The organism is Gottfriedia sp. ABJ_BB2_2 (genome assembly GCF_055484705.1).
The window spans coordinates 1-12,740 of sequence record NZ_JBVFKR010000007.1; the positions used below are offsets into that span (position 1 = coordinate 1).

Genomic DNA, 12,740 nt, shown 5'->3' on the forward strand with positions numbered 1-12,740 from the left:
GGAGTCAAGCATCCTTACGTTCCATTTATTTTCTTGAGAATACAAACAATCTTATCTAAGGGTTCATTCAACTTCTAAATAATACAAAATAAATCCTCTGATAAAAGAAGAGTGTGAAATTCCACTTTAGGATGCTCGCTTTCCATGGGGCGGGTGCTGAGCCTCCTCCAAAAGGTAGGCATGCTAAAAACACGACGTCCTGTCGAAACGCTCGCATGACCCACATACTGTGGGGTCTCAGTTGTCACGTAGCTCCCATAGGAGTCAAGCATCCTTACGTTCCATATATTTCTTGAAAATACAAGCAATCTTTTCTTAGGGAATAAATCACCACTTATAATAAAAACACAATCCTATATAATTTCTCTAATTAAAAAGAATGTTAAATTCCACTTTAGTATGCATGCTTGCCATACACAAATACATTTTTTCTAGAAATTGATATTGAACCATATTAGTTGTTTGTGATGAATTCACTATATTTAATCTCTTTTCCTTAATGTGGTAGGATAATGAGTAGATATATTGTATTGGAGGTGTAGCAATGAATTCTTGGGCCCCTAAGAGTGGAAAGGTTATTTTACATGTTGATATGAACTCTTTTTTTGCCTCTGTGGAAATTGCAAATGATCATTCTTTAAAAGGGAAACCAGTTGTAGTCGCAGGTAATGAAAAGGAACGAAGAGGGATTATCGTTACAGCAAGTTATGAGGCACGTGCTTTTGGAATTAGAGCAACAATGCCATTATGGGAAGCTAGGAAAAAATGCCCTGAAATGATTGTGAAAACCCCAAATCATGAATTATATCGAAAAGTTTCAAGACAAATATTTGAAAAACTTGGTTCAATTAGTCCGAAAGTAGAAGTAGCTTCAATTGATGAAGGCTATATCGATATTACAGATTGTGAGGATAGTCTTGGACATCCGATTCAAATTGCTGAATCAATTCAGAAGATGCTACTACAAGAGTTGGATCTACCTTGTAGTATCGGTATTGCTCCAAATAAATTTCTTGCGAAAACCGCTTCTGATATGAAAAAGCCACTTGGCATTACAGTTCTTCGTAAAAGAGATGTACCTTCTATTTTATGGCCAAAAAAAGTAGGAGAAATGCATGGAGTTGGATTAAAAACGGAAGAAAAATTACATTCAATCGGGATTTTTACGATAGAAGATTTAGCGAAATCTAATGAAGAGCAAATACATGTGTTACTTGGGATTAATGGAATTTCTTTAAGAAATAAAGCAAATGGAATTGATGAGCGTGAAGTCGATCCAAGTCGTATGCTTTCGTTTAAAACAATTGGACATTCAACAACATTTTCAACTGATATAATAGAAGAACCAACGATTGCTGAGAAATTTGAAAGTCTTTCAATTAGAGTGGGTGAGAAATTAAAGAAAAAGGGATTAATAGCAGATACTTTAACAATCACTCTTCGATTCAGAGATCGTAAAACAATTAATAGAAGTAAAAAATTAATCTCACCCATTCAAGATGGATCTGAAATCTTTAAGGAAGCAATGGATCTTTGGAAAAAAAATTGGAATGGTGAACCTTTACGATTAATCGGGGTAACGATGTCACAATTAAATCCAGTTGATGAGATTTCGAAACAACTAGATATTTTCTCCTATGAAAAAGATGCAAGACAGGAGCCGCTAATTGAAACACTTCATAAATTACAAAGTAAATATGGTGAACAAGTCATTGGGCTTGGAAGGCAAAAAAAGAAGAAAATTGATCGAAATAATATATTGGATATTTTAAAGTCAACGGAATAGTTAAAAAAGGATCTTTTTAAAAGATCCTTTTTTGTAATGGGTAGGGTTTTGATAAATATTGTCGAATGTATAAATAAGAATTCATTTTTTTGTAGTATACATAGTAATACATACATTTCAAGTAACATGGAGGAAACGGCATGATATCAAAAATAAATAGTATGAGTCAAATCTACCCTTCAAATCGTAATGTTGTTTACGCAAGAAATGGAATGGTAGCTACTTCACAACCATTAGCAGCACAGGCTGGTTTAGATATATTAAAAATGGGAGGAAATGCTGTTGATGCCGCAATTGCTACGGCAGCGTGTTTAACAGTAGTAGAGCCAACTTCAAATGGAATTGGTGGAGATAATTTCGCGTTAGTATGGATGAAGGACCAGCTGTATGGTTTAGATTCGAGCGGACCTGCACCAAAAGATATATCAATTGAAAAGGTAAAGGAATTAGGATACGATAAAATGCCTAAATTTGGTTGGATCCCAGTAACTGTGCCTGGTGCTCCTGCAGGTTGGGCTGAGCTCTCAAAACGCTTTGGAAATTTATCTTTGAAAGAAGTTTTAAAGCCTGCAATTCAATATGCAAGAAATGGTTATCCTGTTTCTCCAACTTTAGGAAAGTTTTGGAAAAGAGCTTTTGAAATATATAAAAAAGAATGTACCTCTTTAGAATTTGAAGCATGGTTTGAAACATTTGCCCCGAATGGACGTGCTCCTGAAGTAGGGGAGATGTGGTCATCACAAGATCATGCCGATACATTAGAAAGTATTGCAAATACAAATGGAGCTTCATTTTATAGTGGAGAAATTGCTGATAAAATTGTTGCTTCAAGTAAAGAGTATGGAGGTTTTTTAGCGAAGTCAGATTTAATGGCATTTAAACCTAAATGGGTGGATCCAATCAGCATTCAATATAGAGGTTATGATGTGTGGGAAATTCCGCCTAGTGGACAAGGAATCGTTGCATTAATGGCACTTAATATATTAAAAAATGAACAGTTTACCGAAAAGGAATCAATATCTACATATCATAAACAATTAGAAGCGATGAAATTAGCTTTCTCTTGTGGAAAAGAATATATCACTGATCTAAATTTTATGAATGTAAAAATAGATGATTTGTTAAGTGAACAATATGGAAAAGCGCGGTATTCTGAAATAAATGAATCTGCAAATCTCCCATCAGCAGGGAAGCCAGCAAGCGGAGGTACGGTGTATTTAGCCACTGCTGATGGTGAGGGGAATATGGTTTCATTTATCCAAAGTAATTATATGGGATTTGGATCTGGTATTGTTGTACCTGGAACTGGTATTGCGCTTCAAAATAGGGGCCACGACTTCAGTCTAAATGAACTAGATGCAAATGCACTTCATGGTGGGAAAAAGACATATCATACGATTATTCCTGGATTTTTAACAAAGAATAATAATGCAATCGGACCATTCGGTGTAATGGGTGGATATATGCAACCACAAGGCCATGTACAAGTAATTATGAATAGCATTGATTTTCATTTAAATCCACAAGAGGCATTAGATGCACCAAGATGGCAATGGATAGAGGGGAAAACAATAGAAGTTGAACCAAATTTCCCGACTGAGATTGTTAAACAGTTAATAGAAAAAGGTCATGAGATTAAAATTGCAAAAGATACAGGCAGTTTTGGACGTGGACAGATCATTTGGAGAAACAACGAAACTGGCGTGTTAATGGGTGGTACGGAATCTAGAACTGATGGAAATATTGCAAGTTGGTAAAAGGAAGTGGACTAGATTAGATGAAACAAAAAGATATATTTGTTGCTTTTTTTCGTAGTAGTATTCTTGGCTATGGTGGTGGACCATCAACTATTCCACTTATTTATAAAGAAGTCGTTGAAACATATAAATGGATGAAGGATGAAGAGTTTTCAGATGTATTAGCGATTGGAAACATGCTTCCGGGACCAATTAATACGAAACTATCAGGTTATATTGGTTATCGAATAGGTGGTATTTTAGGGATGATTAACGCAGTTCTAGCAACTATATTACCTACGATTTTATTAATGATTTTGCTACTTACAACCTTAACATCTTTCAAAGATATTAAATGGGTAAATGGGATGAAGGAATCAATTGTACCTGTTGTCGGTGTCATGCTTGGCGTATTAACATGGCAATTTTACAAGAGTTCAAAAAGTGGACTAAAAACACCAACGATTATTATTCATTTAATTATTGGATTGATTCTTATTCAATTTTTACATATACATCCTGGAATCATTATCGCTTGTTTACTATTATTTGCTGTTTTTCAACCAGTTAAAACAAGCTCCTCAACTAGTAAAACAGACAAAGGGGAGACATAATGATTATTTATTGGAAGCTATTTCTTTCTTTTCTTATGACTAATTTACTTGGTTATGGTGGTGGGCCAGCTACGATTCCATTAATTAAAAATGATGTTGTTAATCGGCATCACTGGCTTACTTCACAAGAATTTCAAGAAGCATTTGCTATGGGGAATTCTTTACCAGGTCCAATTGCAACCAAAATGGCTGGATATATTGGCTATAAAGTTGCAGGGCCAATAGGAACGGTTGTGTCTATAACTGCTACAGTGATACCATCACTTTTTTTAATGATTTTATTGATGAGCATTCTTTATAAAAATCGTAAATCAATTCGAGTAAAGAGAATGACATCTTATGTTAAACCTATAATTGTCGTTTTACTTGGCCTACTCACTTATGAGTCATTTTCAGAATCAATTCAGGAGATTGGAATTTTACAAGTAATCTTTATAGCATTATGTACATTTATGTTAATGGAAAAACTAAAAATACATCCAGCCATTATTGTATTTGCTGCATTAGCATATGGTGCGATTAATTTATAGACCAAAATCATTGATTTTGGTTTTTTTTATTTTGTTAAAAATGAATGTTTAAAAAAAGGTTTCTATGAGAATTGATGTTTAGTATAAGTTAATTGCTTTTAGACAGGTAGTTTGATTCGTTTTTTAGTTTACATAACTATTTTATTAAATTAAAAAGGAAATTGAATCAAAAGTAGAAGAGCAGTTCGTAAAAGTACATTACCGAAGCTTAATTTTTATAAAAAAAACCAATTAATTCTAAGAATTAATTGGTTTCATCATCACCTTTATAATCTTTATCCCACCATAGTGGATCTGTGTTATCCATATCTCCATTGTAATTAATTAATATTTCTTCGCCATTTTTTATATCTTTATAAGCATAAAATTCGAAAGTATGATTATCAAAATTGATTTCGTAATCTGCATTTGCATCATAGGAATGGTTAAATAACATTCCGTAACCTAATAAAATACAAGAATGATTCATTCCATATTCGAATGCATAATCTGCAAGTAATGTTTTCTCAATATGTTCGTGCTGATCATTCGGATAAGCTATTACTGGAGCTTCATGTAATAATTCACCTTTAGCAATATCACGAGTAGCAAAGACGCCACGGTTAAATTCTCCGTCGCTTAGTGTGGAAGTTTTGATTTCTATCATTATTTACACCTATTCATCTCTCTTTGAAGTATTTATCATTAGTTTGCCATTAATTGCTTGAGAATGCAATTTTATTATCTAATATTTGAATGTAGCAAACTGACATTTAACAATGAGTTAGTTGATGACAATTCCAGGATGCTCCCGTTCTGTAGGCGTAGGGGTATCTAATTATTTGTATTTGTGAACATACATAAAATTCTATGAATAAATTTTTGCATTTTATCAAAGTCTATACTGTGTTTAAAGAATTTATGATGGAGGTATGTGATGAAGAAATTAATAATTTTAATTGTAACTGCATTATTAATGATTTCAATAAAAATTCCTTCTCAAAACGATGTGAAAGCAGAAGTTGTTAGTGAGGGTGAAGAAGCAAGTACGATTGTAAGCAACCAATTGAAAAGACAGGTTCCTATGTTGTCGGAATTATTTCAAGTATCAACAAATCAATTATTAGTTACATTTGACCGACCTGCTGATTTGAATGCTGGAACAAAGGCTTCGAATTATTGGATACAAAGTGGAGATATAAAACCATCTGGAATTGCATCTATTGGTAAAAATGATACTGTATATCCTAAAAATTCATTAACAGATGATAAAGTGAAAATTACGAAAGTACAAGGAAATAATAATTCGTTCCTATTAACTTTTAAGGAAAATATCCCATCTAAAAAAACATTTAAATTGATTATTTGTTATGTGACTGCCCCAGGAGGCGGACAATATAATGGAGACAATGGCATGCAAGTTTTTGTAGGTAAATAAAAATCCCCACAGTTGGGGATTTTTTTTATTTTGAAACTGGATAAACATTGTAATATTCCTCTAGTGTAATGTTACGTTTTTTCATTTGCTTTGCTAGTGAAACGCCAACATAACGTATATGCCAAGGTTCGTATTTATAACCTGTTATGGATTCTTTCCCTTTTGGATAACGAATGATAAATCCATAATTTGTACTTTTTGATTGAAGCCACTTTGCTTCTTTCGTATTAGCGAAACAACTTTGAGCTGCACATTTACCGCTACTACTACTAACATCAATCGCTAAACCAGTTTGATGTTCACTTGAGCCTGGTAATGCACTATACTTTCTAGCATTTTCATAACCATCCTCTTTTACATATCGATTAAAAACTGCTTTTTGTGTTACATAGGAACGATAGGCAGAAACACCGCCTAAATAAATTTTATCTTTTTTTGCTCCTGCAAAAAGTTTACTTAAAGCTACTGCAGCCTCTTTTCTCATTTTACGTTTTTCAATTTTTTCCTTAAAAATAAAAGAAACTTTTGGATAAACCAAATCTTTCGGTACATAGTTTTTAGGTAAAAAGTATTTTTTATTTATTAGTACATTAATGGAGGCTGGTTGAGCAACAGTTTTTACAGCATTCGTTTTGTTCGATACATTCATTTTCTCAATCTTTTGTATATCCTTGTTTGAAGAATACTGGTTATCATGATTTTTTTGGTTTTGGCTTTCATTCTGTAAATGAGAATTTGGTTTATCTTTTGTACATGAGCTAACATATAAAAGTGTAATCATAACGATACATGTGAGGAGATATCTCATGAATATTAATTCCTCCAATTGATATTTTTTCTTTTATTTTGACGTTCAATCTTTATTAGCATGCAAAAATATGATGAAAATTTGAAAAAATGTTTGATAAATCAATTGACTTTAACGTTGCGTAAAGGTGTAAAGTTAAGTTGTCAGGAGGTATAAACACATGGAATATACAGTTCAAAAGCTTGGAAAATTAGCAGGAATTAGCACTAGAACTCTAAGATATTATGATGAAATTGGAATTCTTAAGCCGGCAAGAATTAATTCATCAGGATATCGAATATATGGTCAAACAGAAGTTGATCGACTCCAGCAAATATTGTTTTATAGAGAGCTAGGGATTAGTTTAGAGAATATAAAAGAAATAGTTAGTTCACCTTCATTTGATGGTGCCAAAGCGCTTATTGAACATCGTGAACGACTTCTTGACAAGAGAAAACAATTAGATGCATTAATCGAAAATGTAGAAAAATCGATTGCATCCAACGAAGGGAGAATAACGATGTCAGATCAAGAGAAATTTGAAGGGTTTAAACAAAATTTAATAGATGAAAATGAAAAAAAATACGGTAAAGAGGTACGTGAAAAATACGGAGACGAAGCTGTTAATAAATCAAATGAAAAAATATTAAATATGACACAAGAGCAACATGAAGAAGTAACGAGACTTTCTAAAGAGTTAGAAGTAACATTAGCAGAAGCGTTTAAAACAGGGAATCCGGCAGGGGATTTAGCTCAAAAAGCAGTGGATTTGCATAAAAAATGGTTATCATTCTACTGGAATCAATACAGTAAAGAAGCGCATGCAGGACTTGCTCAAATGTATGTAGATGATGAACGATTTACAGCTTACTACGATAAAGTCCAGCCTGGTACTGCAGAATTTTTAAGAGATGCAATTCATATTTACACTGGAGCAAAAAAATAAAAAAAGGGTGTGGTGTACTTTTGTACGCCACATCCTTTTTTATTGTTTATAACTAAAAGTTCAATTGAAAAATTAAACTTTGGTATAATTTGGATAAGATCAAACTGTAAATAGACTTTTTAAGAATAAATATGCTGGAGGTGTTAAATTTGGTTTTATCTTTTACTATATTTTAGAAATATAATGGAAATAATATTGAAATATTTTAAATAGAAGTATTTTTAGGTAAAATAAAAGTATAAATTTAAATTTTTAATTAAGGAAGTACTCCAATGGATGAACATTTTATTCCGAGAAAAGAAAGACATAGAAAGCATTTTTTTAAAAGACATACTAATCAAGAACAAGAGAACAATAAATCGCTCACATATTTAAAAGCATTTATTTTGTACTTTTTGCTATTTTCAATGTTTGAATTAGTACATATCTATTTAGATCAAAAATTGTTACATCAGCCTTTAAAATCATTGACCAATAATGAAATTTACAGATGTATTTTAGCTGGACTAATTTATATAGGAAGCTATTTATGTGTAGTTGATACATACTTTAGATTTGATTTTCCTTCAGTTGCAATTAGAATTATTATTCCAGTATTAGCCTTTGTTTTGTCTTTTTTAAGCATGTTAACTTTGCTAATTCCTCACTTATAAATACTATTGTATGAAATTCTTTCATAAAGCACTATTTCTGTAAAAGGAAGTAGTGTCTTTTTGTTGAACTAAAGAATATATGAACAGTTGCTCTTTAAAATATGAGGAGGGTCGGATAATGTTGACGTTAAACCTAATAAATGAAATCGATTTCGATGAATATTTTAAGCAAGCAATCATTGGTTATGCGAAGGAGAAAGTTGCTTCAAGTAATTGGACTGAAGAGGAAGCTTTGGAACGAGCTGAAAAAGAATTCACGTATTTATTGCCTAATGGTGAAAAAACTGAAAATCATTATATTTATTCAATTTTTAAAAATAACCAGAAAGTCGGTGTAATCTGGTTAGGACAAGCTTCACTTCAAAGAAAAACTGAAGGATATATTTATGATTTTGTCATTTTTGATGAATTTCAAGGTAATGGATATGGGAAAGAGGCAATGCAAGAAATAGATAACAAAGCAAAAGAATTAGGAATGAATCGAATGGAATTACATGTATTTGGTCATAACAAAATTGCTCGTTTGCTCTATGAGAAAATTGGATATGAAATTACAAATATTATTATGGCAAAATCAATTTAAAGGAAATGTTTCATAACAAAATGAGGAGAGAAGATGGAAAATCAAATCAAAATACAATATCGTTTTCTATCATTACACGAATTGGATTTGCAATTTTTAAAGACTTTTAATCGGTATCAAGTTACAAATAAAGTTTGGTATAAGGATGGCCAACAATACAACATAAAGGAAGAATATTTTGTGGAGGAATGGACTGATGGAAAGAAGGAACAAGTGATTCAGTCTCTACAAAATTGTTTAACATTAGGAGGGGCAGTGATCAGTGCTATTCATCAAGGTGAAGTAGTAGGTTTTGCTAATATTGAAAATCTATTTTTCGGTAGTAGTAACCAATACTTAGAATTACCATATATTCATGTTTCTAATGAGTTTAGACAAAATGGAATTGGTAAGAAATTGTTTCATTTATGCTGTGAAAAAGCAAAGCAGATGGGTGCTAAGAAATTATATATAGCAGCACACCCATCAATTGAATCGCAACATTTTTATCAGTCGGTTGGTTGTACGTACGCTTTTGAGATAAATCAAAAAATTTATGATAAAGAGCCTTTAGATATTCAACTAGAAATTACTTTATAAAGAATCATTTAGATTCTAATAGACGCTTATGAATCCATACAGCTGCTTGAGTACCTTCACCCATGGCAATGGTGACTTGTTGGGAATGTGCTACAAGATCACCAGCTGACCATACGTTTGAGATATTAGTTTCTTTTGTTCTAGGATTTACAATGACATGTTTATTATTTAACAACTCTACACCGAGTTGTTTAGCAAGTTCATTATTGATTTCGTTTCCACCGAAACCTATAAAAGCTCGTTCTGCTAATAGAAACTCACCATTTTGTAGAGTAATACCTTTAAAATTTGAATCTTCGTCTTTGACGACTTCTATAATTTTTTCTTTTTGATAAGTAATACCTTTTTGCGAAAGCTCATTTATGACTTCTTTATCTATTTCTTCGCCATCATGATTAATATAAGTAATTTTACTCGTCCAATATTTTATTTCTAATGCCATGTTAGCACCTGCAATACCTGCTCCTAAAACTAATACAGACCGATCCGAGATTTCATATCCGTCACAGTCAGGGCAAACATAAATTGTGGTGCCAAGACAATCAAAAATATGTTTAATATCTGGTATTCGATCTAGTAGGCCCGTTGCTAGTAAAATTGTCTTTGCAAAGAAGGTTAGCCCATTTTCCGTCATTATTTCAAAATTTGTATTATTTTTAACCACGTTAATAACTTTATCTTCTAAAAATGAGATGCCATATTCAGTTGCTTGCTTTTTCCCTAGTTCTCTTAATTGTAATCCACTAATACCATTTGGCCAGCCTAAAATATTACGGTAGCTTTTACAGTATGTGGAGCGTCCATAGTTCGAGTCAATCACAAGAGTTTTGCGTTTATATCGTCCAAGTTGAATAGAAGCTTGTAATCCTGCAAAACCGCCTCCAATTATGATGCATTCATAAGTTTCCTTCATTATTATATTTCTCCTAAATACGAATTTCACTTTCTTATACTGTTCAATTTTTCCATTACGAAAAATTCTAATCAAAAAATGATAAATTCATTATGCCATTTTATACGATTTTTATTTTCTGAATATTTAAAGTGTGTTACGATTCTTCTATTACATTCAACTTAGCCATTCGTTTGAGGGGAGATTATATGAGTTCTGACAAAATAGCATTATCTTATTCAAGATCAAGAGGGATATTTCTTGTCCTAACTGCAGCGGTTTTATGGGGAGTATCTGGAACAGTTGCACAATACTTATTTCAAAGAAACGGATTTAGTCCTGAGTGGTTGGTCGTAATTCGGTTACTGATTTCAGGAGTCATTTTATTAATCTTTGCTAGATTTAAAGAAAAAAAGAAAATCTTAGATATTTGGAAAAATAAAAATGATATTTCGAGTTTACTTTTATTTAGTATATTAGGAATGCTAGCTGTACAATATACATACTTTGCTGCAATTAATAGCTCAAATGCAGCTACTGCTACTATATTGCAATATTTAGCTCCGGTTATGATTACTTGTTATGTAGCCATTCGCTTTAAAAAAATCCCTACATATAAAGAGTTACTTGCAGTCGCTTTAGCACTTGTAGGTACATTTCTTTTAGTAACTCATGGAAATATAAATGAACTGTCTATTACTGGTTGGGCACTATTTTGGGGACTTGGCTCTGCATTTGCATTAGCATTTTATACCTTACAACCTCAAAACCTACTAAAAAAATGGGGATCGACAATGATTGTTGGCTGGGGAATGTTAATTGGGGGCATAAGTTTTAGCTTCATAAATCCTCCTTGGGAATTTGTGGGACATTGGTCAATTAGTTCATATTTTGCAGTCATTTTTATTGTTATTTTTGGTACTTTAATTGCATTTTATTGTTATTTAGAAAGCCTAAAATATATCACTGCTTCAGAAACTAGTTTACTAGCAAGTGTTGAACCATTATCAGCAGCCGTTCTATCTGTTATTTGGCTCAAGGTAGAATTTGGGGTAGTTGATTGGATCGGATCATTGTGCATTATATTTACGATAGTGATTTTATCAGTTGCAAAAAATAAAGGTGAATCTTTGTCATAGTTTGTGAATGAATAGAAAAGCAGGATGATGTAGGCTCTTCACTTGTTACGTTACATTCAAGAAAAATGAAGAAGAGATTTTTAATAGAATAGAAAGAATAATCGAGAGACCTGTCAAATGAAAGCATAAAAAGACAGGATGGCATGTAAATAAATTGATAGCATGTATGTAAGGGAGTGAGTCACATGGCTTGGGTTGAATCATTACAAAAGGCGATTGATTTTATAGAGGAACATTTACTTGAAGATTTATCGATTGAAGAGATATCTAGACATGCGAATTCGTCTGTTTTTCATTTTCAACGGACATTTTCAATCTTGACTGATATAAATGTTGCAGAATATATACGAAGAAGAAGATTAACATTAGCTGCAAAAGAACTGACAACTACTGACAATAAAATCATTGATATTGCCTTAAGGTATGGTTATGACTCTCCTGAAGCTTTTACAAAAGCATTTCGCAAACAACATGGTGTTACACCAAGCGAAGCAAGAAAATTTATCGGCAATTTAAAATCATATAACCGCCTAGTCATACAGGTGAGTTTGAAGGGAGCAGAACCAGTGCAATTTAATATTGTAGAAAAAGGGCGTTTTCAAATTATTGGTGTAAAAAAAGAATTTTCATGTTTAAATGATCAGCAGCAACAAGAGATTCCAAAATTATGGGTAGAAGTGAATGCTAACGGTACGAGTGACCAATTATATGAGTTAAACAATGGTCAGATAAAAGGGGTTTTAGGTGTCTGTACAATGGATCAAAACCAAAAAGAAAAAAATCTTCTTGATTATTGGGTAGCTACTGAATATGAAGGTAACGCACCAGAGCGTTTCCAGCATCATGAAATTCCAGCTTCTAAATGGGCTGTCTTTGCTGTAAACGGTGCAATGCCTCACGCGATGCAGAAGGCATGGAAACAAATTTTTTCTGAGTGGTTTCCAGGTAGTGGCTATGAACACGCAGGAATTCCAGAATTTGAAATGTATCCAGAAGGCAATCCATTCAGTGAAGATTATTATTCTGAAATATGGATTCCAGTTAAATAAATAAGTTAAAAATAGTGCAACCAATTTGG

Annotated in this window: 14 protein-coding genes; 11 read left to right on the forward strand and 3 right to left on the reverse strand. The window is 32.6% G+C overall.

Features of this window, described 5'->3' with window-relative positions; translation table 11 throughout:
* Positions 1 to 544: 544 nt before the first annotated feature.
* From ACX6U0_RS15055 to ACX6U0_RS15070, 4 genes are all read left to right on the forward strand, one after another.
* The gene (locus ACX6U0_RS15055) at positions 545 to 1,786 is read left to right on the forward strand and encodes a DNA polymerase IV (RefSeq protein ID WP_464960704.1); all 1,242 of its coding nucleotides are present in this window, start codon (positions 545 to 547) and stop codon (positions 1,784 to 1,786) included.
* Positions 1,787 to 1,926: 140 nt separating this feature from the next.
* Positions 1,927 to 3,543: a gamma-glutamyltransferase gene (gene ggt, locus ACX6U0_RS15060; protein ID WP_464960705.1), complete on the forward strand. Its 1,617-nt coding sequence runs from the start codon at positions 1,927 to 1,929 to the stop codon at positions 3,541 to 3,543.
* Between the two features lie 20 nt (positions 3,544 to 3,563).
* On the forward strand, positions 3,564 to 4,136 hold the full coding sequence (locus ACX6U0_RS15065) for a chromate transporter (RefSeq protein ID WP_464960706.1): 573 nt from the start codon (positions 3,564 to 3,566) through the stop codon (positions 4,134 to 4,136).
* 2 nt (positions 4,137 to 4,138) lie between these two features.
* On the forward strand, positions 4,139 to 4,666 hold the full coding sequence (locus tag ACX6U0_RS15070; protein ID WP_464960882.1) for a chromate transporter: 528 nt from the start codon (positions 4,139 to 4,141) through the stop codon (positions 4,664 to 4,666).
* 244 nt (positions 4,667 to 4,910) lie between these two features.
* On the opposite strand, the gene ACX6U0_RS15075 is transcribed toward ACX6U0_RS15070, so the two are convergent.
* Positions 4,911 to 5,312: an SET domain-containing protein gene (locus ACX6U0_RS15075; RefSeq protein WP_464960707.1), complete on the reverse strand. Its 402-nt coding sequence runs from the start codon at positions 5,310 to 5,312 to the stop codon at positions 4,911 to 4,913.
* 270 nt (positions 5,313 to 5,582) lie between these two features.
* Between ACX6U0_RS15075 and ACX6U0_RS15080 the strand changes: the two genes are divergently transcribed.
* A complete protein-coding gene (locus ACX6U0_RS15080) occupies positions 5,583 to 6,083 on the forward strand; it encodes a hypothetical protein (RefSeq protein WP_464960708.1) in 501 nt (166 codons plus the stop codon).
* A gap of 25 nt (positions 6,084 to 6,108) precedes the next feature.
* Here ACX6U0_RS15080 and ACX6U0_RS15085 read toward each other — a convergent pair whose 3' ends face one another.
* Positions 6,109 to 6,891, reverse strand: coding sequence for a M15 family metallopeptidase (locus tag ACX6U0_RS15085; RefSeq protein WP_464960709.1), 783 nt, complete (start codon positions 6,889 to 6,891; stop codon positions 6,109 to 6,111).
* A gap of 160 nt (positions 6,892 to 7,051) precedes the next feature.
* Here ACX6U0_RS15085 and ACX6U0_RS15090 point away from each other — a divergent pair, with 160 nt between their 5' ends.
* From ACX6U0_RS15090 to ACX6U0_RS15105, 4 genes are all read left to right on the forward strand, one after another.
* Positions 7,052 to 7,816: a MerR family transcriptional regulator gene (locus tag ACX6U0_RS15090; RefSeq protein WP_464960710.1), complete on the forward strand. Its 765-nt coding sequence runs from the start codon at positions 7,052 to 7,054 to the stop codon at positions 7,814 to 7,816.
* A 272-nt stretch (positions 7,817 to 8,088) separates the two neighbouring features.
* Positions 8,089 to 8,469, forward strand: coding sequence for a hypothetical protein (locus tag ACX6U0_RS15095; protein ID WP_464960711.1), 381 nt, complete (start codon positions 8,089 to 8,091; stop codon positions 8,467 to 8,469).
* Between the two features lie 118 nt (positions 8,470 to 8,587).
* Positions 8,588 to 9,052 (forward strand): GNAT family N-acetyltransferase, encoded by a 465-nt coding sequence (locus tag ACX6U0_RS15100; RefSeq protein WP_464960712.1) that lies wholly within the window; start codon positions 8,588 to 8,590, stop codon positions 9,050 to 9,052.
* 33 nt (positions 9,053 to 9,085) lie between these two features.
* Positions 9,086 to 9,631: a GNAT family N-acetyltransferase gene (locus ACX6U0_RS15105; protein WP_464960713.1), complete on the forward strand. Its 546-nt coding sequence runs from the start codon at positions 9,086 to 9,088 to the stop codon at positions 9,629 to 9,631.
* 4 nt (positions 9,632 to 9,635) lie between these two features.
* On the opposite strand, the gene ACX6U0_RS15110 is transcribed toward ACX6U0_RS15105, so the two are convergent.
* Positions 9,636 to 10,544, reverse strand: coding sequence for an NAD(P)/FAD-dependent oxidoreductase (locus tag ACX6U0_RS15110; RefSeq protein ID WP_464960714.1), 909 nt, complete (start codon positions 10,542 to 10,544; stop codon positions 9,636 to 9,638).
* 188 nt (positions 10,545 to 10,732) lie between these two features.
* Here ACX6U0_RS15110 and ACX6U0_RS15115 point away from each other — a divergent pair, with 188 nt between their 5' ends.
* Positions 10,733 to 11,662, forward strand: coding sequence for a DMT family transporter (locus tag ACX6U0_RS15115; RefSeq protein WP_464960715.1), 930 nt, complete (start codon positions 10,733 to 10,735; stop codon positions 11,660 to 11,662).
* Positions 11,663 to 11,847: 185 nt separating this feature from the next.
* Positions 11,848 to 12,711, forward strand: coding sequence for an AraC family transcriptional regulator (locus tag ACX6U0_RS15120; protein ID WP_464960716.1), 864 nt, complete (start codon positions 11,848 to 11,850; stop codon positions 12,709 to 12,711).
* Positions 12,712 to 12,740: the final 29 nt, after the last annotated feature.

Coding starts and splice junctions, on each gene's coding strand:
- ACX6U0_RS15055 (WP_464960704.1), top strand. CDS start 545: ATGAATTCTTGGGCCCCTAAGAGTGGAAAGGTTATTTTACATGTTGAT.
- ggt (WP_464960705.1), top strand. CDS start 1,927: ATGATATCAAAAATAAATAGTATGAGTCAAATCTACCCTTCAAATCGT.
- ACX6U0_RS15065 (WP_464960706.1), top strand. CDS start 3,564: ATGAAACAAAAAGATATATTTGTTGCTTTTTTTCGTAGTAGTATTCTT.
- ACX6U0_RS15075 (WP_464960707.1), bottom strand. CDS start 5,312: ATGATAGAAATCAAAACTTCCACACTAAGCGACGGAGAATTTAACCGT.
- ACX6U0_RS15080 (WP_464960708.1), top strand. CDS start 5,583: ATGAAGAAATTAATAATTTTAATTGTAACTGCATTATTAATGATTTCA.
- ACX6U0_RS15085 (WP_464960709.1), bottom strand. CDS start 6,891: ATGAGATATCTCCTCACATGTATCGTTATGATTACACTTTTATATGTT.
- ACX6U0_RS15090 (WP_464960710.1), top strand. CDS start 7,052: ATGGAATATACAGTTCAAAAGCTTGGAAAATTAGCAGGAATTAGCACT.
- ACX6U0_RS15095 (WP_464960711.1), top strand. CDS start 8,089: ATGGATGAACATTTTATTCCGAGAAAAGAAAGACATAGAAAGCATTTT.
- ACX6U0_RS15100 (WP_464960712.1), top strand. CDS start 8,588: ATGTTGACGTTAAACCTAATAAATGAAATCGATTTCGATGAATATTTT.
- ACX6U0_RS15105 (WP_464960713.1), top strand. CDS start 9,086: ATGGAAAATCAAATCAAAATACAATATCGTTTTCTATCATTACACGAA.
- ACX6U0_RS15110 (WP_464960714.1), bottom strand. CDS start 10,544: ATGAAGGAAACTTATGAATGCATCATAATTGGAGGCGGTTTTGCAGGA.
- ACX6U0_RS15115 (WP_464960715.1), top strand. CDS start 10,733: ATGAGTTCTGACAAAATAGCATTATCTTATTCAAGATCAAGAGGGATA.
- ACX6U0_RS15120 (WP_464960716.1), top strand. CDS start 11,848: ATGGCTTGGGTTGAATCATTACAAAAGGCGATTGATTTTATAGAGGAA.